Source organism: Azospirillum sp. HJ39 (assembly GCF_041507355.1).
In the GTDB taxonomy this organism is placed as follows: Bacteria; Pseudomonadota; Alphaproteobacteria; order Azospirillales; family Azospirillaceae; genus Azospirillum; species Azospirillum thiophilum.
The window spans coordinates 106,552-127,689 of record NZ_CP167910.1 but is presented as its reverse complement, the minus strand read 5'-3'; the positions used below and the strand labels follow the sequence as shown (position 1 = coordinate 127,689).

General features: G+C 69.3%; 17 protein-coding genes. 10 read left to right on the top strand and 7 right to left on the bottom strand.

What is annotated here, in order from left to right:
- The first annotated feature begins 6 nt into the window (after window positions 1-6).
- The 6 genes from ABMY26_RS11205 to ABMY26_RS11180 all read left to right on the top strand — a co-directional run bounded on the left by ABMY26_RS11205 (window position 7) and on the right by ABMY26_RS11180 (window position 8,357).
- Complete coding sequence (locus tag ABMY26_RS11205) at window positions 7-1,500, top strand: tripartite tricarboxylate transporter permease (protein WP_372396350.1); 1,494 nt, start codon at window positions 7-9, stop codon at window positions 1,498-1,500.
- Between the two features lie 69 nt (window positions 1,501-1,569).
- Window positions 1,570-2,268 (top strand): TerC family protein, encoded by a 699-nt coding sequence (locus ABMY26_RS11200; RefSeq protein ID WP_372396349.1) that lies wholly within the window; start codon window positions 1,570-1,572, stop codon window positions 2,266-2,268.
- 26 nt (window positions 2,269-2,294) lie between these two features.
- A complete protein-coding gene (locus tag ABMY26_RS11195) occupies window positions 2,295-3,128 on the top strand; it encodes a universal stress protein (protein WP_372396348.1) in 834 nt (277 codons plus the stop codon).
- Between the two features lie 34 nt (window positions 3,129-3,162).
- The gene (locus tag ABMY26_RS11190; RefSeq protein WP_372396347.1) at window positions 3,163-3,837 is read left to right on the top strand and encodes a response regulator transcription factor; all 675 of its coding nucleotides are present in this window, start codon (window positions 3,163-3,165) and stop codon (window positions 3,835-3,837) included.
- Entirely contained in the window at window positions 3,809-6,388 is a 2,580-nt protein-coding gene (locus ABMY26_RS11185) for an extracellular solute-binding protein (protein WP_372396346.1), read from the top strand. The genes ABMY26_RS11190 and ABMY26_RS11185 overlap by 29 nt, the downstream gene beginning before the upstream one ends.
- Before the next feature lie 274 nt (window positions 6,389-6,662).
- The gene (locus ABMY26_RS11180; protein ID WP_372396344.1) at window positions 6,663-8,357 is read left to right on the top strand and encodes a methyl-accepting chemotaxis protein; all 1,695 of its coding nucleotides are present in this window, start codon (window positions 6,663-6,665) and stop codon (window positions 8,355-8,357) included.
- 92 nt (window positions 8,358-8,449) lie between these two features.
- On the opposite strand, the gene ABMY26_RS11175 is transcribed toward ABMY26_RS11180, so the two are convergent.
- From ABMY26_RS11175 to ABMY26_RS11165, 3 genes are all read right to left on the bottom strand, one after another.
- Entirely contained in the window at window positions 8,450-8,764 is a 315-nt protein-coding gene (locus ABMY26_RS11175; RefSeq protein WP_372396343.1) for a hypothetical protein, read from the bottom strand.
- Window position 8,765: 1 nt separating this feature from the next.
- Window positions 8,766-10,109 carry an acyclic terpene utilization AtuA family protein gene (locus ABMY26_RS11170; protein ID WP_372396341.1) on the bottom strand — a complete coding sequence of 448 codons (1,344 nt, stop codon included), beginning with the start codon at window positions 10,107-10,109 and terminating at the stop codon, window positions 8,766-8,768.
- A 93-nt stretch (window positions 10,110-10,202) separates the two neighbouring features.
- Entirely contained in the window at window positions 10,203-11,567 is a 1,365-nt protein-coding gene (locus ABMY26_RS11165) for a CitMHS family transporter (RefSeq protein WP_372396338.1), read from the bottom strand.
- 227 nt (window positions 11,568-11,794) lie between these two features.
- Here ABMY26_RS11165 and ABMY26_RS11160 point away from each other — a divergent pair, with 227 nt between their 5' ends.
- Together ABMY26_RS11160 and ABMY26_RS11155 are read left to right on the top strand one after the other, a co-directional pair.
- Window positions 11,795-12,721 carry a LysR family transcriptional regulator gene (locus ABMY26_RS11160; RefSeq protein ID WP_372396337.1) on the top strand — a complete coding sequence of 309 codons (927 nt, stop codon included), beginning with the start codon at window positions 11,795-11,797 and terminating at the stop codon, window positions 12,719-12,721.
- A 171-nt stretch (window positions 12,722-12,892) separates the two neighbouring features.
- A complete protein-coding gene (locus ABMY26_RS11155) occupies window positions 12,893-14,377 on the top strand; it encodes an L-lactate permease (protein WP_372396336.1) in 1,485 nt (494 codons plus the stop codon).
- Between the two features lie 135 nt (window positions 14,378-14,512).
- On the opposite strand, the gene ABMY26_RS11150 is transcribed toward ABMY26_RS11155, so the two are convergent.
- Window positions 14,513-16,318, bottom strand: coding sequence for a carbon starvation protein A (locus ABMY26_RS11150; protein WP_372396335.1), 1,806 nt, complete (start codon window positions 16,316-16,318; stop codon window positions 14,513-14,515).
- Between the two features lie 257 nt (window positions 16,319-16,575).
- Here ABMY26_RS11150 and ABMY26_RS11145 point away from each other — a divergent pair, with 257 nt between their 5' ends.
- On the top strand, window positions 16,576-16,779 hold the full coding sequence (locus ABMY26_RS11145) for a CstA-like transporter-associated (seleno)protein (protein ID WP_045585196.1): 204 nt from the start codon (window positions 16,576-16,578) through the stop codon (window positions 16,777-16,779).
- Here ABMY26_RS11145 and ABMY26_RS11140 read toward each other — a convergent pair.
- Window positions 16,727-17,677: a YihY/virulence factor BrkB family protein gene (locus ABMY26_RS11140; protein WP_372396334.1), complete on the bottom strand. Its 951-nt coding sequence runs from the start codon at window positions 17,675-17,677 to the stop codon at window positions 16,727-16,729. The two genes, ABMY26_RS11145 and ABMY26_RS11140, sit on opposite strands and share 53 nt — an antisense overlap.
- Window positions 17,678-17,946: 269 nt before the next feature.
- Here ABMY26_RS11140 and ABMY26_RS11135 point away from each other — a divergent pair, with 269 nt between their 5' ends.
- Window positions 17,947-18,651, top strand: a complete 705-nt coding sequence (locus tag ABMY26_RS11135) for an aspartate/glutamate racemase family protein (RefSeq protein WP_372396333.1) — start codon at window positions 17,947-17,949, stop codon at window positions 18,649-18,651.
- A 6-nt stretch (window positions 18,652-18,657) separates the two neighbouring features.
- Here the strand turns inward: ABMY26_RS11135 and btsR are convergent, their stop codons facing one another.
- Both btsR and ABMY26_RS11125 read right to left on the bottom strand, forming a co-directional pair.
- Window positions 18,658-19,380, bottom strand: coding sequence for a two-component system response regulator BtsR (gene btsR / locus ABMY26_RS11130; RefSeq protein ID WP_045585195.1), 723 nt, complete (start codon window positions 19,378-19,380; stop codon window positions 18,658-18,660).
- A gap of 28 nt (window positions 19,381-19,408) precedes the next feature.
- Entirely contained in the window at window positions 19,409-21,106 is a 1,698-nt protein-coding gene (locus tag ABMY26_RS11125) for a LytS/YhcK type 5TM receptor domain-containing protein (protein WP_372396332.1), read from the bottom strand.
- Window positions 21,107-21,138: the final 32 nt, after the last annotated feature.

Genomic DNA, 21,138 nt, shown 5'->3' with positions numbered 1-21,138 from the left:
GCATCCATGGACACCCTCGCCGCGCTCGGCCACGGCTTCCTCGTGGCGCTGACGCCGTACAATCTCCTGTGGTCGGCCATCGGCGTCACCGTGGGCACGGCGGTCGGCGTCCTGCCCGGCATCGGCCCGGCACTCACCGTCGCGCTGCTGCTGCCGGTCACCTACCATCTGGAGCCGACCTCCGCCTTCATCATGTTCGCCGGCATCTATTACGGCGCCATGTATGGCGGCTCGACCACCTCGATCCTGCTGAATGCGCCGGGCGAGTCCGGCAGCATCGTCACCGCCATCGACGGCCACGCCATGGCCCGCCAGGGCCGCGGCGCCCAGGCGCTGGCAACCGCCGCCATCGGCTCCTTCGTCGCCGGCACCATCGCCACCGCAGCGCTGACCTTCGTCGCGCCGCTGATGGTGAAGATGGCGCTGCTGTTCGGCCCGGCCGAATATTTCGCGCTGATGGTGCTGGCGCTGACCACCGTCACCGCGGTGCTGGGCAATTCGCTGGCGCGCGGCCTGGGCAGCCTGTTCTTCGGGCTGGCGCTGGGGCTGGTCGGCATCGACATGCAGACCGGGCAGGCCCGCCTCGCCTTCGGCGTGCCGGAACTGCTGGACGGCATCGACACCGTGGTCGTCGCGGTCGGCCTGTTCGCAGTCGGCGAGACGCTCTACGTCGCCTCGCGCTACCGCTTCGAGACCGAGGAGATCTTCGCGCTCAAGGGCTCCAAATGGATGAGCCGGGAGGACTGGTCGCGCTCGTGGAAGCCCTGGCTGCGCGGCACGTTGCTGGGCTTCCCCATCGGCGCCCTGCCGGCCGGCGGCAGCGAGATCCCGACCTTCCTCTCCTATCTGGTCGAAAAGCGCCTCGCGAAGAAGCCTGAGGAGTTCGGCCATGGCGCCATCGAGGCGGTGGCCGGGCCGGAGGCCGCCAACAACGCATCCGCCGCCGGGGTGCTGGCGCCGCTGCTGTCGCTCGGCCTGCCAACCTCGGCCACCGCGGCGATCATGCTGGCCGCCTTCCAGCAATACGGCCTGCAGCCCGGCCCGACGCTGTTCGACAGCAACCCGGAACTGGTCTGGGGCATGATCGCCAGCCTCTATATCGGCAACGTCCTGCTGCTGCTGCTGAACCTGCCGCTGGTGGGCATGTGGGTGAAGCTGCTGCTGATCCCGCGGCCGTGGCTCTATGCCGGCATCCTGGTGTTCTCGACGCTCGGTGCCTACACGCTGAACAACAACGTGATCGATCTGGTCATCCTGTGGGTGATCGGGCTGGTCGGCTTCGGCATGCGGGTGCTGAACGTGCCGGTGGCGCCCTGCGTCGTCGGGCTGATCCTGGGGCCGCTGGCCGAACAGCAGTTCCGCCGGGCGCTCGCCATCAGCCAGGGCGACCCCACGGTGTTCGTCACCCATCCGATCTCGGCGGCGCTGCTCGCCATCGCCGTCCTGCTGGTGGTCGGCCCGCTGCTGATGCGCCGCCGCAGCCGCGCCGCGGCGGCCTGACCGGCCCCGCGCTCCACAGCCTGCATTCCGGCCCGTATTCTGGCCCGCAATCTATAAGGATCCCGGTTCATGGACTCCCTCGATCTCTGGCCCCAGCTCGTCGCGCTGGGGCAGGTCGTCGCGATCGATCTGGTGCTGGCCGGCGACAACGCCATCGTCGTCGGCATGGCCGCCGCCGCGGTGCCGCTGGCCCAGCGCCGCAAGGTCATCTTCTGGGGCATCGCCGCCGCCATCGGTCTGCGCATCTTCTTCGCCCTGATCACCGCACAGCTGCTCGCCATCATCGGGCTGACACTGGCCGGCGGCGTGCTGCTGCTGTGGGTGTGCTGGAAGATGTTCCGCGAGCTGCGCTCCCACGGCACCGACGAGATCGCCCCCGACGAGGCGATGGACGCCCCGGACATCTCCCCGGCAGGCGGCCCGGGAGGCGGCGTTTCCGGTGCCGCCATGGGCACCGCCGCGGCAGCGGCGGCCGGCGGCGCCACGGTCGGGGCCGCCATCTGGCAGATCGTCGTGGCCGACGTGTCGATGTCGCTCGACAATGTGCTGGCGGTGGCCGGCGCGGCCAAGGACCACCCGACCATCCTGGTCATCGGCCTGATCCTGTCGGTGGTGCTGATGGGGGCGGCGGCCAACATGATCGCGCATCTGCTGCACAAGCACCGCTGGATCGGTTGGGTCGGCCTGCTGATCATCACCTACGTCGCCATCGACATGATCTGGCGCGGCAGCCGGGAGGTGCTTCGCCACACCGCCTGGATTCTGTGACCGGACCCCCGCAGGGAGAACACGCCATGAAGAAGGTTCTCGTCCCCCTCACCGGCCGTCCGCTGGACCGCCGCGCCATCGCCGCCGCCTTCCTGGTCGCCGAACGGTTCGGCGCCCGGCTGGAGGGTCTCAGCGTCATGCCGCAGGTCGAGATCCGCACCTCCATCGAGAGCGCCGCCATCCCCAAGGCGCTGGTGGACCAGCTGATGCGCATCGGGCAGGCGGAGCAGGCCGAGGTCGTCGACGCCGCCCACCGCCTGTTCGACGAGTTCGGCAGCCGGCACGGCGGCAGCGTCTCCGCCACCTGGCAGCAGGCGACCGGCCCGCTGGCCGAGACGGTGGCGGAGGAGGCCCGTCTGGCCGACGTCACCGTGATCGCCCAGGCGTCAGACGGCACCAACGCCATGGGTCCGGTGATCGAGGCGGCGCTGTTCGGCTCCGGCCGGCCGCTGCTGCTGGCGCCGCGGGCGGAGCCCTCGACCCTGGGCGGCTCTGTCGCCGTCGCCTGGGACGGCGGCGCGGCGGCGGCCCGCGCGGTCGCCGCGGCCATCCCCTTCCTGCACCGGGCGGAAAAGGTGGTGGTGCTGTCCACCGACACGCCGCAGGACTGCCGCTCGGCCGATCCGGAGCGCCTGACCGGCTATCTCGCCCTGCACGGAATCGCCGCGACCGTCCAGGGCATCGCCCTTTCCGGCCGGGGAGTCGGTCGGGCGCTGCTGGAAAGCGCCCAGGATGTCGGCTGCGACCTGCTGGTGATGGGCGGCTACGGCCACAGCCGCGTCCGCGAACGGGTCTGGGGCGGCGTGACGCTCGACATCCTGCGCGAACCGCCTACCCTGCCGATCCTGATGGCCCATTGAGGCGTCGGACAGGTCCAGACCGGAGGGGCAGCCCATGCGCATTCTCGTCGTCGAGGACACCGAGGATCTGGCCGACGCCATCGTCCACCGCCTGCGCAAGCTGGGCTACGCGGTGGACTGGGTGGCCGACGGCCACGAGGCGGAGGAGCTGCTGCGCCGGGAACCCTACCAGCTCGTCCTGCTCGATATCATGCTGCCGGGCATCGACGGGCAGGCGCTGCTGGGCCAGCTGCGCCGGCGCCGCAACGCCACCCCCGTGCTGATGATGACCGCCCGCTCGCAGGTGGACGTGAAGATCGACCTGCTGGACCTCGGCGCCGACGACTTCATCGTCAAGCCCTTCGACCTGCGCGAGCTGGAGGCGCGCTGCCGGGCGCTGCTGCGCCGCTCCCAGGGCATGGCGTCGTCGCGCACGCAGTTCGGCAACATCCTGTTCGACGCCGCGGCCAAGACGGTGCAGGTGGACGGCCGGCCGGTCGAGCTGGGCGGGCGCGAATTCCGCCTGCTGGAACTCTTCCTCGGCGGACTCGGTGCCGTGATGTCGAAGGAGGATCTGATGGACCGCCTGTTCAGCCTGGACCAGCCCACCGCGCTGAACGCCATCGAGTTGTACGTGTCGCGGCTGCGGCGCAAGATGCAGGGATCGTCCATGGAGATCCGCACGGTTCGGGGGCTGGGGTATGTGGCGGAAATCCGCGTCGGCGACTGACGGCACCTATTCGCTCCGCCGCCGGCTGTTCGTCCGGCTGCTCGGCGTCCTGGCGGTGCTGACCGGCGGGCTGTTCCTGTTCGTCGACGCCTATGCCAGGCGCGCCGCCGACGCCGCCTTCGACCGGCTGCTGGCGGCCTCGGCCCTGTCCATCGCCGACGCAGTGCGGGTGCAGGACGGGCGCTTCCTGGTCGACCTGCCCTATTCCTCGCTCAGCATCCTGGCCCAGGGCGGAGCACAGGATGGAGTGGAGGACGGGCCGCAGGGCGGACGTGACCGCCTCTTCTACCGCATCGCCGCGCCCGACGGCTCGCCGATCACCGGGTACGACGACCTGCCGGTGACCGCCAGGCCCGGCGCCAGCGTGCGCCCGCGCTTCGCCGACGCCACCTACCGCGACGCCCGTGTGCGCATCGCCACCCTCGACCGCTTCGTCGCGCATCCGGGCCTCGCCGGCTGGGTGACCATCGCCGTCGCCCAGACGCGGGAGGAGCGGCAGGCGCTGGCCCGCGACATCCTCGCCAACGCCTTCCTGCCCATCGTCTTCGCCCTGGTCGCCGTGGCCGGGCTGGTGTGGTTCGGCATCCGGCAGGCGCTGGCCCCGCTCGGCACGCTGGAGCGGGCGCTGCGCGACCGGCACGCCCGCGACCTCTCCCCCATCGCCATGCCGCCGCCGCAGGAGGTGTCGCAGCTCGTGCATGCCATCAACCAGTTGATGGAGCGGCTGAAATCCAACCTGGACACCATGCAGACCTTCCTGGCCGACGCCGCGCACCAGATCCGCACGCCGCTCGCCAGCCTGCGCCTCCAGGCCGAGCTGGCGGCGGACGAGGACGACCCAGCCGCCCTGCGCCGCATCGCCCAGCGCGTCCACCGCAACGCGGTGGAGGCCAGCCACCTCACCAGCCAGCTTCTCAACCACGCCATGGTGATGCACCGCAGCGAGGCGTTGAAGCCGGCGGACGTCGATGTCGGCGCCCTGCTGGAACAGGTCATCCAGCGGGCGCGTCCGGTCGCCGGGGAAACCGCGATCCGGCTGGAGATCGAGCCCGAGGCGGAACCGGGGCTGGTGCCCGGCGACGCCATCAGCCTGCGCGAGGCGCTGACCAACCTCGTCGACAATGCGGTGAAATATGCCGGCGCCGAAGCCGCCATCGAGGTGTCGCTGGCCCGCCGCCCCGGCGACCGCGGCCTGCGCATCGAGGTGGCCGACCGCGGCCCCGGCATCCCGGACGCGGAGAAGGCCACCGTGCTGACCCGCTTCGGGCGCGGCAGCTCGGCGGCCGGCGTCGCCGGCAGCGGGCTGGGGCTGGCCATCGTCCATTCGGTGGCGGAGGCGCATGGCGCCGTCCTGTCCCTGCTCGACCGTCCCGGCGGCGGGCTGGTCGCGCGGCTCGACCTCCCCGCTCCCTCCCCTATTTCCACCGGGACAGCGTCCACCGGCGCCGCGCCCGGCCCATCCGCCGGCCGGGCGGCCTTGCTGGCGGCGGCCCTGGCCTTCATCGCCACCCTCTGGCCGCCCACCCAGGCCATGGCGCAAGCGGCGGCCCAGACCACCCTCACCTATCCCGCTCCCGGCACGGCGCGCGAGCGGCTGCGCATCCATGCGGCGACCGACCGTCAGGCGATGGAACCGCTGGTCCTCGACTTCCAGCGCGTCAACCCGGACGTCACCGTCGAGTATGTCGACGTCGGCACCTCCGAGCTGTATGCCCGCGCGGTCAGGGATGCCGACACCGACAAGCCGGACCTGCTGATCAGCTCCGCCGCCGACCTCCAGGTCAAGCTGGTGAATGACGGGCACACCCAGCCCCATGTCCCCGCCGACACCCATTTCCTGCCGGGCTGGGCCAACTGGCGGAACGAGGCCTTCGGCTTCACCTTCGAGCCGGCGGTGATCGCCTACGACCGCAACCGCCTGCCCGACGACCGGGTGCCGCGCACCCGCGACGCGCTGATCCGGCTGCTGCGCGAGGACCGCGCCCATTACGGCCGGCTGGTCGCCACCTATGACGTGGCCGGCAGCGGCATCGGCTATCTGCTGGCCGCCCACGACGCGCTGCTGTTCAGCCAGTACTGGCAGCTGGTGGGGCTGATGGGCAACGCCCAGGTGCGGACGGCCTGCTGCACCGCCGAGCTCCTCGACATGGTGGAGCGGGGCGAGGCACTGATCGCCTACAATGTCCTGGGTTCCTACGCACGGGCGCGCGTCGCGGCGGGAGCGCCCATCGGCATCGTGATGCCGGAGGACTACACACTCGTCATCTCGCGCGTCGCGGCGATCCCGAAATCGGCCCCCCGCCCCGGCCTGGCCGGCCGCTTCATCGATTACCTGCTGTCCACCCGCGGCCAGGAGGTGGTCGCCGGCCGCTCCGCCCTTTACGCGCTCTCCTCCACCGTGACCCGCGAGGCGTCGGCCTCCGGCCTGCGTTCCAGCACCGTTGCGCCGCTCCACCCCATCGCGCTCAGCGCGGCGCTGCTGGTCTTCCTCGACCCGCTGAAGCACCGGCATTTCCTGCAACTGTGGCAATCGGCGATCCAACTGCCCTGAGGCCACCTGCTCCGTCGAGGCCGGCGACAGGCTGCTTCCCCGGCGCGAAATTTTCGGACGCAAAGAAAGTTTTAAAGCATCGCGGTTAATGTGGCGGCGACTCCCAGCATGTGCGCCGACCGGCCGCCCGGGCATCCCGCCCGGCTCCAGCCCCTCGGCGCGGCAATTTTCCCGCGATGACTTCCTGTTCAGACTCCATCCCACATTGTCCGCCGAGAGCCGGGAAGCCGTCGCCGCACGACCGAAAAACCGTCAGCTCAGGAAAGACCGTGGCATGAGGCTGCTTGAAAATCTGACGATCCGCGTGAAGCTGATCGCCCTCGTTTCCGTTTCCGTGTTGGCGTCGCTGATCGTCATCGCCGTCAGCAGCACCGTCTCCCACCAGCGCATGGTGGACGACCGCATCGACACCATCCGCTCCGTGGTGGAAATGGCCGTCGGCCTGGCGAAGGGGTTGAACGCCGAGGTCGAGTCCAAGGCCATCGGCCGGGACGAGGCGCTGACGCGCTTCCGCAACGCCGTGCACGCGATGTCCTACCACAAGGGCGCCGACTATCTGTTCGCCTACGACATGAAGGGCATCGCCGTCGCCAACCCGTCCAACCACAAGGCGGTGGGCACCGACCGCACCCAGCTTCAGGACAAGGCCGGAAAATACTTCGTCCGCGAGATCGTCGACACGATGCGGACGCAGGACGACGCCATCGTCCGCTATGTCTGGCCCAAGCTCGGCTCCGACGTTCCGCTGCTGAAGACCAACTACGTGCAGCGCTTCCAGCCGCTCGGTCTGATCGTCGGCTCCGGCGTCTACACCGACGACATCGATGCCGCCTACCAGGAATTCCTGCTCAGGATCGGCGGCATCACCGCGGCGCTGATCTGCGGCCTGGTGCTGATCGCCGTCCTGATCAACCGCGACATCGTCGGCTCGCTGCACCGCCTGCGCGACAAGATGACCTCGCTCGCCGCCGGCGACCTCGCCGTCACCTTCCCGGAAGCCGCACGGCGCAACGAGATCGGCGGCATGGCCCAGGCGTTGCAGGTCTTCAAGGAGAACGCCGTCGCCAAGGCGGAGCTGGAGTCGCGGCAGGCCGAGCTGGCGCACCGCACAGAGGCGGAGAAGCGTCAGGCCACCGCCCGGCTCGCCGACCAGTTCGAGCAGTCGGTCGGCAACCTGATCCACGACGTCGCCAAGGAGGCGGAAGGGATCGAGCTGCGCGCCCAGGACATGACCCGCGCCGCCGACCAGACCGGCAAGCTGGCCGGCGCCGCCGCCTCGGCGACCGAACAGACCTCCGCCAACGTCCAGACCGTGGCATCCGCCACCGAGGAGCTGTCCAGTTCCATCGGCGAAATCAGCCGTCAGGTCGGCCAGTCCTCGCAGATCGCCCGCGAGGCGGTGGAGAGCGCCGAGCGCGCCAACGGCAAGGTGGAGGGGCTGGCCGGCGCGGTGGAACGCATCGGCGCGGTGGTCGAGCTGATCAACTCCATCGCCAGCCAGACCAACCTGCTGGCCCTGAACGCCACCATCGAGGCCGCAAGGGCGGGTGAAGCGGGGAAAGGCTTCGCCGTGGTGGCGAGCGAGGTCAAGGCGCTGGCCAACCAGACCGCCAAGGCGACCGAGGATATCGCCGCCCAGGTCTCCAACATCCAGAGCGAGACCGCGCAGGCCGTCCAGGAAATCCAGGGCGTAGCCCGCGTCATCGGCCGGGTCAACGACGTCGCCACCTCCATCGCCTCCGCCGTCGAGCAGCAGGGTGCCGCGACCCGCGAGATCAGCCGCAACATCCAGCAGGCCGCCCAGGGCAGCCACGAGGTGTCGACCAGCATCGGCGGCGTGAACACCGCCGCCGGACAGAGCGGCAAGGTCGCCTACGAAGTGCTGGAATGCATCCGCGAGCTGTCGGTCCGCACCGAGGGGCTGCGCGGCGAGGTCCACCGTTTCCTGACCCAGGTGCGCGCCGGCTGACGGCGCAAACGGAAAGGCCCGCCGATCGGAGGAGGCATGTCCCCCGATCGGCGGGCCACCGTTACGCCGAAAGCCGACCGCACGAACGCCGGTCAGGCCGCCCGGTCCGGGATGTCGAGATCGAGCAGGGCCGAGGCCAGGCACTTGCCGTGGGCGTCGAGCGCCAGCGACCGGGTGACGCCACCGCCCAGCGCCTTTTGCATCACGAAGTTCAGCGCGCCGATGCTGGGAACGGTGTAGCGCACCACCTCGCCATGCACGACCTCGCCGAACAGCGCCTTCACGCGCTCCGGCGTGACGGCGGCCTCGATCAGCGGATAGTCCGCCTCGTCGAAGGCGATGACCGAGATGTTGGAGATGTCGCCCTTGTCGCCGGTGCGGGAGTGGGCGATGTCACGGAGTTTCATGTCAGGCCTCCACATGATCGACGGCGGGTTTCGCCAGGGCACGGGGCAGCAGGGCCGACAGCATGGCCACCACCTCCTTCGCCGACTTGGTGGCGCCGCCGCCGCTGGCCGGTCCGTTGGTGTAGAGCGTCTCCACCTCGTTGCCGATGCGCACCGCCTCGGCCATGCTGTCGGCACGGCCGACCACGCGGACCCGCACCTCGTAGGGCTCCTGCCCTCCGGCGGTCGACAGCGCGTCGCCATGGATGGAATCGATGCCGATCAGGTCGAAGCGCAGCTCGGTCGCGCGCACGCCGGTCAGCTCCAGCCGCTCGCGCACGATCTCCAGCGCCAGCCGCCCCCGCGCGACCGCCCCCGGCCCGGCATAGGAGATCTGCCCCTCGCCGATGTAGCTGTCGAGATAGCCGACCGAGACCTTCAGCGTGTCCGGCCGCTTCCTCCCGCTGGCGCCCGCGACCCGCACGCGGTCCGGCCCCTCCTGGGTGAAGGTGACGTGCGAGAAGTCGGCAACCACGTCGGGGGTGACGTAGGCCGACGGGTCGTGGATCTCGTAGAGCAGCTGTTCCTTGCAGGTCGCGGTGGTCACCGCCCCGCCGGAGCCGGTGACCTTGGTGATGACCGCGCTGCCGTCCTCCGCCACCTCGGCAATGGGGAAACCCAGCCGGGCCAGCCCGGCGACGTCCTTGACGCCGGGATCGGCGAAATAGCCGCCGGTGACCTGCCCGGCGCATTCCAGCAGATGGCCGACCGCGGTGCCCTTGCCCAGCCGGTCCCAATCCTCCATCGACCAGCCGAACTCGAAGATCTGCGGGGCGAGGAACAGGGCGGGATCGGCGACGCGGCCGGTGATCACCACGTCGGCGCCGGCCCGCAGCGCCTCGACCAGGGGCGCGGCCCCGAGATAGGCGTTGGCGGAGACCAGCCGGTCGGCCAGCTCTGCCACCGGGGCGCCGGTCTCCTCGATGCGGTGGCCGCCGGAGACCAGCGTCTCCAGCACGTCGTCGCCCGACACCGCGGCGATCTTCAGCCCCTCCAGCCCCAGCGAGCGCGCGATCTCGCGGATCTTCGCCGCCCCGGCCGCCGGATTGGCCGCCCCCATGTTGGTGACGATGCGGATGCCCCGGCTATGGCAGGGCTCCAGCACCGCCCGCATGCGCGCTTCCAGCAGCGGGTCGTAGCCCTTGGCCGGATCCTTGCGCTTGGCGCCCTGGGCGATGGCGATGGTGCGCTCGGCCAGGCATTCGAAGACGAGATACTGGATGTCGCCCTGTTCGGCCAGCTCGACCGCCGGTTCGATGCGGTCGCCCGAATAGCCGGCGCCCGATCCGATACGGATGCTTTTCATGATGTGCTCCTGTCCAGGCAGGGTTCGCAGGATTTCCGGGGCCGCCCATGAGCGGGCGAGGGTCGGAAATCCTGCTTGGCGGATGCCGGAGGGTCAGAACGGAATGACGCCCAGGACCGCAGCGGTGACGGTCATCACCACCGACGCCGCGAAGAGGAAGGGGATGGAGAATTTCTGGTGTTCGCCGAGGCCGATGCCGCACAGCCCGACGACCAGGAAGGTGGCGGGGGTCAGCGGGCTGACCGGGAAGCCGACGGTCATCTGGCCCAGCACGGAGGCCTGCGCGATCTGGATCGGATCGCCGCCCAGCGTCTTGTAGACCTCCGCGATCACCGGCATCATGCCGAAATAATAGGAGTCCGGGTCGAACAGCAGGCTCAGCGGCATCGACAGGATGCCCAGCGCGAAGGGGATGTGCTGCGCCATGTCGGGCGGGACGAAGGCGACGGCGGACTGCGCCATGGCGCTCAGCATCTTGGTGCCGCCCATGATGCCGGTGAAGACGCCGGCGGCCAGCAGGATGCTCGCCATCATCAGCGCCGCCTTGGCGTGCGCGTCGACGCGGTCCTTCTGCATCTTGACGTCGGGATAGTTGATCATCAGCGCCAGCACGGTGCCGATCATGAACATCACCACCGGGTCGACCGCCCCTTCGATCATCACGCCCATGATGAAGAGGGTCAGCACCAGATTGACCCAGAACAGCTTCGGCCGGCGGATCTTCTGCTGTTCGGGCGTCAGCACCCGCGGAGCCGGCCCCGCCGCGGCGGCACTGCCTGCACCCATGGCGCCGCTCCCCATGGCGCCAACCGAGCGCGCCTCGCCGGGGGCCAGCGCCGTGACCGACAGGCCGAGGCGGCGTTCCTCGCGCTTGCCGAGCAGATAGGCGACCGCGAAGATGAAGACCAGCCCGACGCCCTGCACCGCGATCAGCGGATTGAAGATGTCAGTCACCGGCACCTTCAGCGCCGCGGCCGAGCGGATCATCGGCCCGGTCCAGGGCAGGAAATTGACGCCCGCGGCCATCGAGACGCACAGCGCCAGGATGCGCTTGTCCATGCCGAGCCGCTCGTAGAGCGGCAGCATCGCCGGGATGGTGACGAGGAAGCAGACCGCACCCGACCCGTCGAGATGGATCAGCAGCGCCAGCAGCGTCGTGCCGACGGTGATGCGGGCCGGCTTGGTGCCGACCAGCCGCAGGATGCGGTCGATGATCGGGTCCATCATCCCGGCATCGGTGACGACGCCGAAGAAGATGATGGCGAAGACGAACATGCCGGCGGTCGGCGCGATGGCGCGGATGCCGTCGATGATGAACTTGCTCGTGCCGAAGCCGAAGCCGCCGATCAAAGCGGCGATGATCGGTATGGCGATCAGCGCCACCAGGGGCGACATCCGGTTGGACATGATGACCACCAGCAGCACGACGATGGTGGCCAGACCGAGTATGGCAAGCATGGGACCTCCGCTAACCTTGATGTTCTTATTGTTTTCTTCTTGGGCAGACGCATTTTCGCCCTGATCGGCAAGCCGCTCCCGTTGCCGGACCGTCTCCGGTTTCTTCAAGCGGTTCCATCTCTGTCCGATGGCAGCGTCCGTGATTGACATGGTACGAACCGCCAATCAGATTAGAGAAATGAATTTGTTGGATTACGGTATTCCGTTTTCTTTATGGGATTTCGGCCATGCTGCAAGGGGTCAGGCACATCAAGGCTTTCGTCGCAGTGGCCCGCCTGGGCAGCTTCACCCGCGCCGCCGCCGAGGTGAATGTGTCGCAGCCGGCGCTGACCGTGCAGATCCGCCAGCTCGAGGACTCGCTCGGCGTCCGCCTGTTCGACCGCAACAAGCGGCAGGTCGTGCTGACCCAGGCCGGCCGCGACCTGCTCCCGGCGCTCCAGCGCGTGCTCAGCGAGCTGGAGGCGGTGATGGACGCCGGCCACGATCTGGCCGGGCTGCGGCGCGGCTCGGTGTCGGTCGCGACCCTGCCGTCGGTCGCCGCCGGTCTGCTGCCGCTCGCCATCCGCCGCTTCGCCGCCGACCATCCCAACATCGACGTGAAGGTCAGCGACGTCGTCGCCGAGCGGATCATCCAGCTGGTCAAGGCGGAGGAGGTGGATTTCGGCATCGGCAGCCGGGTCGGGCCGGACCGCGACGTCGAGGTGATCGATTTCCTGTCCGACCGCATGTGCGCCTTCTTCCCCGTCGACCATCCCCTGGCCGGACGGCGGCCGCTGCTGCTGAAGGAGGTTGCGGCCTTCCCGCTGATCCTCACCGCCCGCGGCACCAGCGTCCGTTCCCTGCTGGAGCGGGTGTTGGAAAAGGAGGGGCTGGAGATCGGGCTTGCCTGCGAAGCCAACTACATGTCGACGGCGGTCGGCATGGTGCGTGCCGGGTTGGGGGTATCGGTGCTGCCCGAATCCGCGGTCGATTCCGCCAACTGCGACGGCATCGCCGTCGAGCCGATCCGCACGCCGGGGCTGGTGCGGCGGATCGGCTTCATCCGCAAGGCGAATCGCTCGCTGTCGCCGGCCGCGGAGCGCTTCACCCAGCTTCTGACCGAGGTGGCCGGCCTGAACCCGCCCCACTTCTCCAGCCTGCCGCTGCGGCCCTGATGCACATCCCCCGATCTGCGCGGCAGAGACATTCGGCCCAAACGCGCGACAGGAATGCTTGGCCGGAATGCAGGCACGCCATGATTGCACTGCTCAAGATATACTAGTATCCGGATCCTCCGGCCGCGCCCTGCGCCGCCATCCTTCCTTACGTGGCAGTCCTTTCCGATCATGGCCCTCGCCTTCCACATGATGCCGCTCGCCGGCACGATCCTCCTGCTCGCCTCCCGCCGGGTCAGCCTGCTCAATGCCGGACTGGTCGGCATGGCGTTGGCGCTCGCCACGCTGATCGCGGTCCAACCGTCGTTCGACACGGCGCTCGGGGTGGCGGCGGCCAAGGCGGGCGAAGGGGCGTGGCTGGCGTGGCATGCGATGTCGATCATCGCCGCCGGCCTGCTGTTCCACCGCGCCTTCGAGGCGCGCGGCCTGGACGCCGCCGCCGTCCCGCAGGAGAACCGACGCCGCGCCGTCTTCGCCGCCTGCTTCCTGGTCGGCCCCTTCGCCGAATCGGTGACCGGCTTCGGCGTCGGGCTGGTGGTCGCGCTTGCCATGCTGCGGCCGATGCGGCTACCGCCGGTGCATGCCGCAGCGCTCGGCCTGTTCAGCCAGGTGCTGGCACCCTGGGGGGCGATGGGCGTCGGCACCCGGGTCGGGGCCGAACTGGTCGGCGTGTCCTTCGCCGAACTCGGGACGGCGAGCGCCCTGCTGATGGCGGTCGTGCTGCCCTGCCTGCTGCCGGTGTTCTGGGGCCTGATCCACGCGGCGGGACTGCGCTCCACCCTGCGGGACCGGGCGGCCGACCTTGCGCTGGTCCTGGTTTTGGCCGCGCTGATCTGGGCGACCAACCGGTTCGTCGCGCCGGAACTGGGCGGCGGGCTGGCGACGGGCATCCTGCTCGTGCTGGTGGAAGCACCGCGGCTGCTGCGCGGCGATGCCGACCTCCGCGGTCTGTTCGCCCGGCTGTGGCCCTATGTCATGCTGGTCGGCGCCCTGATGGCAACGCGGCTGCTGCCGCCGCTGTCCGACTGGACCGGGCGCTGGCTGGTGCTCGACCCGTTCGGCGGGCTCGCCCCGCTGGCCGTGCTGCGCCATCCGGCGACATGGCTGGTGGTGATCGCCGCCATCCTGCTTGCCCGGTTGCCCCGGGGCGACACCTCCGCGCAATCGGCTCCCCATGCTGCCGACGTCGCCCTCGGCGCCCTTCGCGCCGCCCTGGTGCCGATGGCGGCGACGCTGGTCTTCGTCGAGTTCGCCGCCTTCATGGCCGCGTCCGGCGGGGCGGCGATGTTCGGCCAGGCGTGGCGGGAGGCCGCCGGGCATTTCGCCGTGCTGGCGACCCCGGTGTTCGGCGGGGCGGCGGGGATGCTGACCGGGTCCAACACCGCATCGAACGCCCTGATGATGCACATTCAGCTGAGCCTTGCCGCCGGAAGCGGCCTGCCGGCGATCATGACCGCGGCGATCCAGACGGTCGCCGGCAGCATCTGCACCATGCTGAACCCCGGCCGCATCGTGCTCGCCGCCGGACTCGTCGGGCTGGAGAAGGCGGAGGGATCGATCTACCGGCTGGCCTTGCCGATCGGGCTGGCCTCCGTCCTCTCCCTGCTGGCCGTCATCGTCGTGGCTGCCGGCCTGATGGCGTGGCAGGCAGTGTAGCCGCCCTCCCCCGCCCGCCCCACTCCCCCGGCAGACCGGGATCCGGACAAAACGAAGCGGGCCATGTGGGACGTCCCACATGGCCCGCTTCCTGGTATCACCGCCCCCAGGCAGGGGATCGGGGAAACGTGAACCTTACTCGGCCGGGGTGGCCATCATCGGAGCCATGGCGGCGCGGGCCTGGAACAGCTCCCGCCACTTCTTCAGCGCGGCGACCAGGATCACGAAGCCCAGCACCAGCATGATGATCGAGATGCCGGCGTTGAAGGGGTTGTAGCCCTTGGCCGCCTTGTTCAGGTAGACGTTGGCGATCATCCAGTAGCCGGCGACGTTCACCGTGACGAACAGGTAGGCCAGCGGGATCAGGCAGGTCAGCATGTAGACCCGCTTCTGCGCCAGCCGCAGGATGATGGTCGCGCCGATGATCAGGCCGACCGAGGCCATCAGCTGGTTCGACACACCGAACAGCGCCCAGACCGAGTTGATGTCGCCCGAGGTCAGCAGATACCCCCAGGCCAGGCAGGCCAGCACGCTGGCGAGGATCGAGCCGGGAACCCAGTCGAGCCGCTTCATCGGGGCATAGACGTCGCCGAGCAGGTCCTGCAGCAGGTAGCGGGCGACGCGGGTGCCGCTGTCGACGGCGGTCAGGATGAACACCGCCTCGAACATGACGACGAACTGGAAGAAGTAGGAGGCGAGGTTGCCGAACCACGGCACGCGGGTGAAGATCTCGGTCATGCCGACCGCGAGCGTCACCGCACCGCCGGTGCGGCCGTAGAGGTCGAGGCCGATCTCCTGGCTCAGCCGCGGCAGGTCGACGACGGTCATGCCCAGGGCCTTGAAGGCGGCCGGCGCGGAGTTGATGGCGAAATAATCGGCGGGGTGCAGCGAGGTGGCGGCGATCAGCGCCATGACGCCGACCACGCATTCCGCCAGCATGCCGCCGAAGGCCACCGGACGGATGTCGCTCCACTTGTCGATCAGCTTCGGCGTGGTGCCCGAGCCGATGAAGGCATGGAAGCCGGAGATGGCGCCGCAGGCGATGGTGATCGAGATGAAGGGCCAGACCGGGCCATTCAGCACCGGGCCGCCGCCATGGATGAAGTCGGTCAGGGCCGGGAAGCGGATTTCCGGGTTGATGAAGACAACGCCGACGACCAGCGCACCGAACACGCCGATCTTCATGAAGCTCGACAGGTAGCCGCGCGGGGTCAGCAGCATCCACACCGGCAGGGCGGTGGCGAAGAAGGCATAGACCGGCAGGGCGATTGCCACGGTTTCGGCATGCAGCGTCAGCCACTCGCCGACCATCGTTCCCTGGATGTAGGGGCCGGCGAAGACCGAGGCGGCGATGGCGGCGATGCCGACCTGGGTGGCGCCCTTGGACGAGCCGGTGACCCGCTCGTAGAGGCCGAGCGCGATGGCGATCGGGATCGTCATGAACACCGCGAAGGTGCCCCAGGCGTTGCGTTCCAGCGCATGGACGACGACCATCGACAGGCCGGCCATGGTGATGGTGATGATGAACAGCATCGCCAGACCGGTGCACCAGCCGGCCACCGGGCCGAGCTCGGCCTTGGCGACTTCGGACAGCGACTGGCCCTTGTGCTTCATCGAGGCGAACAGCACGACCGTGTCATGCACGGCGCCGCCGATGACGCAGCCGATCAGCAGCCACAGGAAGCTCGGCAGATAGCCGAACTGGGCGGCCAGCACCGGGCCGACCAGCGGGCCGGCGGCGGCGATCGCCGCGAAGTGCTGACCCGCATTCACCCACTTCTTGGTGGGCACATAGTTCTTCCCGTCGGCCAGGATATGGGACGGGGTGACTTCCGAATCGTCGGCACGGAGAACCTTGCGCACGAAGAACACGCCGTAAAAGCGGTAGCAGAGCGCAAGAATGCAGAGTGTCGCGATCACAAAGGTTAGGGCGTGATCCATGACGGCTCTCCTGAGTAAGGACCTGCCGAAAGGTCTAGGCCGTTCCCCGGCGCCCGTGGGGTGGAATGCCGCGAGCGGCAGCCAGGACGTGGCGAGCGGCAGCCGGCGGGGGGCGAGCGGCGCCGCTCAAGGCGCGATGGGCGCCGCTCGTCCGCTCCAGGCCGCCGCTCGCCGGGAATCGGCCCCTTCCCAGCCCCGGCGGCGCTAGTGTGGGACGTCCCACATCGCCGACACCGCTTCACCCGGAGGCCGCTCCCATGACCACCCAACCCGCACCCTGCCCCCGCACGCCGCTGCGCAAGGCGCTGTCCAACCTGCGCCGGCTGTTCAACGACGATTCCTACGACCGCTACCGCGAGGCCCAGGCCCGCCTCGCCCCGGACGAGCCGCCGCTCGACCGCCGGGCCTTCAAGGCCCGCCAGATCCTGATGACTCTGGGACGCGGCTGCTGCGGCCGGTAGCAGAAGGGTGGCCGGCGGCATGCCCCACGGCGGGATGATGCGACCGGCTGCCGCTGCGTTCCGAATAGGCGCGGGTCAGCTCCGCCCCGAACAGGAAGATGACGGCCGAATAATAGACCCACAGCAGGATCAGCACGAAGGATCCGGCGGCGCCATAGACCGTCACCACGCCGCTGGTGGCAATGTAGAAGCCGATCAGGAACTTCCCCACCGCGAACAGGAAGGCGTTGGCCGCCGCCCCCAGCCAGACGTCGGCCCAGCGGATGCGGGTGTCGGGCAGGATGCGGTAGATCAGCGCGAACAGGCCGGTCAGCACCGTCCAGGACGTCACCACGTCGAGCAGCCACAGCAGCGACGGCATCGCCGGCAGATGGCCGGCTGCCCACCCGCCCGCCCAACTGCCGACCGCCGCCAGGGTCGCGCTGACCACCAGCGAGACGATCAGCAGGAAGCCGATGGCGCCGATCAGCGCCAGCGCCTTCAGCCGGACCCGCACCAGCCACGTAAAGGTCGATTCCTGCGGCGCCCCCACCTTCCAGATGCGGTTCAACGCGGTCTGGAGTTCGACGAAGACGGTGGTGGAGCCGACGACGATGGTGCCGATCCCGATGATGCTCGCCAGGATGCCGGTGTCGCGGTTGCCGGCCCGCGCGATCAGATCCTGCACCGTCTGCCCGGCATCCCGCCCGATCAGGGCCGACAGTTGATCGACCAGCGCGCCCCGCGCCGCCTCGTCGCCGAACACCAGCCCGGCCAGCGCGATGACCAGGATCGCCAGCGGCGCCAGCGAGAAGATGGTGTAGAAGGCGATCGACGCGGCCATGCTCATGGCATCGTGGTCGATCCAGCCATAGGCCGCATCGACGACGATCCCCCATCCCCGCCGCAAGGCTCCCATCGCCGCCTCCGTTCCGGTCCGTGACGTTACGGTCCGTGGCTGGGATAACGCCCGGCGCGGCCATTCGGTCATGCCCGCCGGCTTCGGGGGTACGGATTTGCCGCCCGCGCCTACCCGTCCCCGCCGGTCCGTGGTAGGAAGAAGCCCTCCACACCCGTCGGCCGGCAACGGCCGACGAAGCGTTGGAGATGAAACGATGGAACGGAACGCCGGACACTGTTTCACCCGGTTTCAAACGTTCCATTCAACCCAGGACGGGAGCGCAACCGGTGTCGCAGAAGGTGATCGGCCTGATCGGGGGCATGAGCTGGGAAAGCTCGGCCGAATATTACCGCATCGTCAATGAGCAGGTCCGCGACCGGCTGGGCGGCCTGCGCTCGGCGCGCTGCCTGATGTGGTCCTTCGACTTCGCCGAGATCGAAGCGTTGCAGCATGCCGGCCGATGGGACGACGCCACCGCCCTGATGGTCGACGCCGCCCGCCGGCTGGAGCGCGGCGGCGCCGATTTCCTGCTGATCTGCACCAACACCATGCACCGCATGGCGGCCGACGTGCAGGGCGCCGTCGGCATTCCCCTGCTGCATATCGCCGATCCCACCGCCGACCGCATCCGCGCCGCCGGCCTGCGCCGGGTCGGGCTGCTCGGCACCGCCTTCACCATGGAGCAGGACTTCTACAAGGGCCGGCTGGCCGACCGGCACGGACTGGAGGTGCTGATCCCGGAGGAGGCCGACCGCGCCACCGTCCACCGCATCATCTATGACGAGCTGGTCCAGGGCCGCGTCGAGCCCGCCTCCCGCCAGGCCTACCGCGAGGTCATCGCCCGTCTGGTCGAGCGTGGGGCCGAGGCGGTCATCCTCGGCTGCACCGAGATCATGCTGCTGGTCGGGGCGGAGGACAGCGCCGTTCCCCTCTTCGACACCACGGCGATCCATGCCGAGGCCGCGGTCGAACTGGCGACCGCCGGCATGTGACGGTGCTCAGCCCATCCCCAGCCGTTCCTTCAGCGCGCCCAGGAAGCGCCGGCTGACCGGAACGCCGTGCCCGCCGGTGGTGAGGATTTCCGCCAGCCCGCCATCGGCGAAGCGGATTTCCCGGATGCGGTCCGGATTGACCAGATGCTGGCGGTGGCAGCGGAACAGCGGGCTCTTTTCCTGCAGGGTATGCAGCGTCAGCTCGGTGAAGCGCTCCTGCCCGTCCTCTCCCACCACATAGACGCCGGCCGGGCGGGAAACCACATACTCGACGTCGGCCAGCTTCATCAGGGTGATGCGGTTGACGCCGGTGCAGGGGATGTGGCGCAGCTCGGCCGCTCCCGGCAGGACGCGGACATCCTGCTGCGGGGCCTGCTGCCGGCGCAGCCGCTGCAGGGTCTTCTCCAGCCGCGCCGGGTCGGCCGGCTTCAGCAGATAGTCGAAGGCATGCTCCTCGAAGGCCTGGACGGCATACTCGTCATGGGCGGTCAGGAAGACGATGCGCGGCATGCGCTCGGGGTCGAGCATGCCCAGCATCTCCAACCCGCTGACCCGCGGCATCTGGATGTCGAGGAACACCACGTCGGGCGCCTGCCGGTTGATGGCGCCGATCGCCTCGATGGCGTTGGCGCATTCCCCGGCGATGCGGATGTCGGCGGATTCCTCCAGCATCCGGCGCAGCTCCTCGCGCGCCAGCGGCTCGTCGTCGACGATCAGGACGGTCATCATGGTATAAGGGCCATCATGGGTGGAGCCATCATGCGGGTACGGTTTCTTCCAGGGGCAGGCGCAGGGTGACGCGGGTGGACCGGTCGGGATCGCAGGCGACCGTGACGCCGAAGGCTTCACCGTAGCGGTTGCGGATGCGGCGGTCGACGATGGTCATCCCCAGCCCGTCACCGCCCGGCTTCGCCTCGTAAAGGCCGGCATTGTCCTCCACCGACAGCAGCAGGTCGCCGCCCTCGCGCCGGGCTGCGATGCGGACCTCGCCGTCGCCCAGAAGCTGGGCGGTGCCGTGCTTGATGGCGTTCTCGACCAGCGGCTGGAGCGAGAAGGCCGGCAGCCGGGCATGGCGCAGCTCGTCCGGCACGTCGATCTCCACCCTCAGCCGGCCGGTGAAGCGGGCCAGCTCGATCTGCAGATAGGCGCTGACATGCTCGATCTCGTCGTTCAGCGTCGCGGTCTCGCTGGGCCGCTTCAGGTTCTTGCGGAAGAAGGTCGACAGGTTCTGCACCAGCTGGCGCGCCCGTTCCGGGTCGTTGCGGATGACGGCGGAGATGGTGTTCAGCGCGTTGAACAGGAAATGCGGGTTGACCTGCGCATGCAGCAGCTTGATCTCCGACTGGGCGAGCAGGGCCTTCTGCTGTTCGTAGCGGCCGGCCAGGATCTGGTTGGACAGCAGCCGGGCGACGCCTTCCCCCAGCGTGCGGTTGATGGTGGAGAAGATCTTGGTCTTCGGCTCGTACAGCTTGATGGTGCCGATCACCCCGCCATCCTCGCCGACCAGCGGGATGACCAGCGCCGCCCCCAGCCGGCAGGTCGGGCTGATCGAACAGCGGTAGGCCACCTCGTTGCCGTCGGCATAGATGACCTGGTTGTTGGCGATCGCCTGATGGGTCTGCCGCGAGCTGATCGGCGTGCCGGGCAGGTGATGGTCGTCGCCGATGCCGATGAAGGCCAGCAGCTTCTCGCGGTCGGTGATGGCGACGGCGCCGACACCGGTCTCCTCATAGATGATGCGGGCGACGCGGGTGCTGTTGGCGCTGTTGAAGCCGCCGCGCAGCACGCCGTCGCAGCGGGCGGCGATCTTCAGCGCCTTGGCGGAGAAGGCACTGGACTGCTTCTCGTCCAGCACGCGGCGCTCCAGCAGGATGCGCATGAACAGCGCCGCCCCCAGCGTGTTGGCGACGATCATCGGCGCCGCCACCACCTCGACCAGATGTACCGCCGCCTCGAACGGCCGGGCGACCGCCAGGATGATCAACATCTGGACCACCTCGGCGACGAAGGTGACCGCACCGACGCGCAGCGGGTTGAACAGCGGTTCGATCCGCCCGTGGCGTACCATGTGGCGATGGACCAGCCCGCCGATCAGCCCCTCCGCCATGGTCGAGATGGCGCAGGCCAGCGCCGACATGCCGCCCAGCGAATAGCGGTGCATCCCGCCGGTCAGCCCCACCGCCAGCCCGACCGACGGCCCGCCGAAGATGCCGCCCAGCACCGCGCCGATGGCGCGGGTGTTGGCGATGCTGTCGTCGATGTGGAGACCGAAATAGGTTCCCATGATGCAGAAGATCGAGAAGATCACATAGCAGGCCAGCTTGTGCGGCCAGCGCACCGTCACATGGGTCAGCGGCAGGAACAGCGGCGTCCGGCTCAGCAGATAGGCGATCACCAGATAGACGCACATCTGCTGGAGCAGCGAGAGGATCAGGGTGATGGGCTCGACAGGCATGGCGGCATTCCCGGCAGCGGCCCCGGCAACGG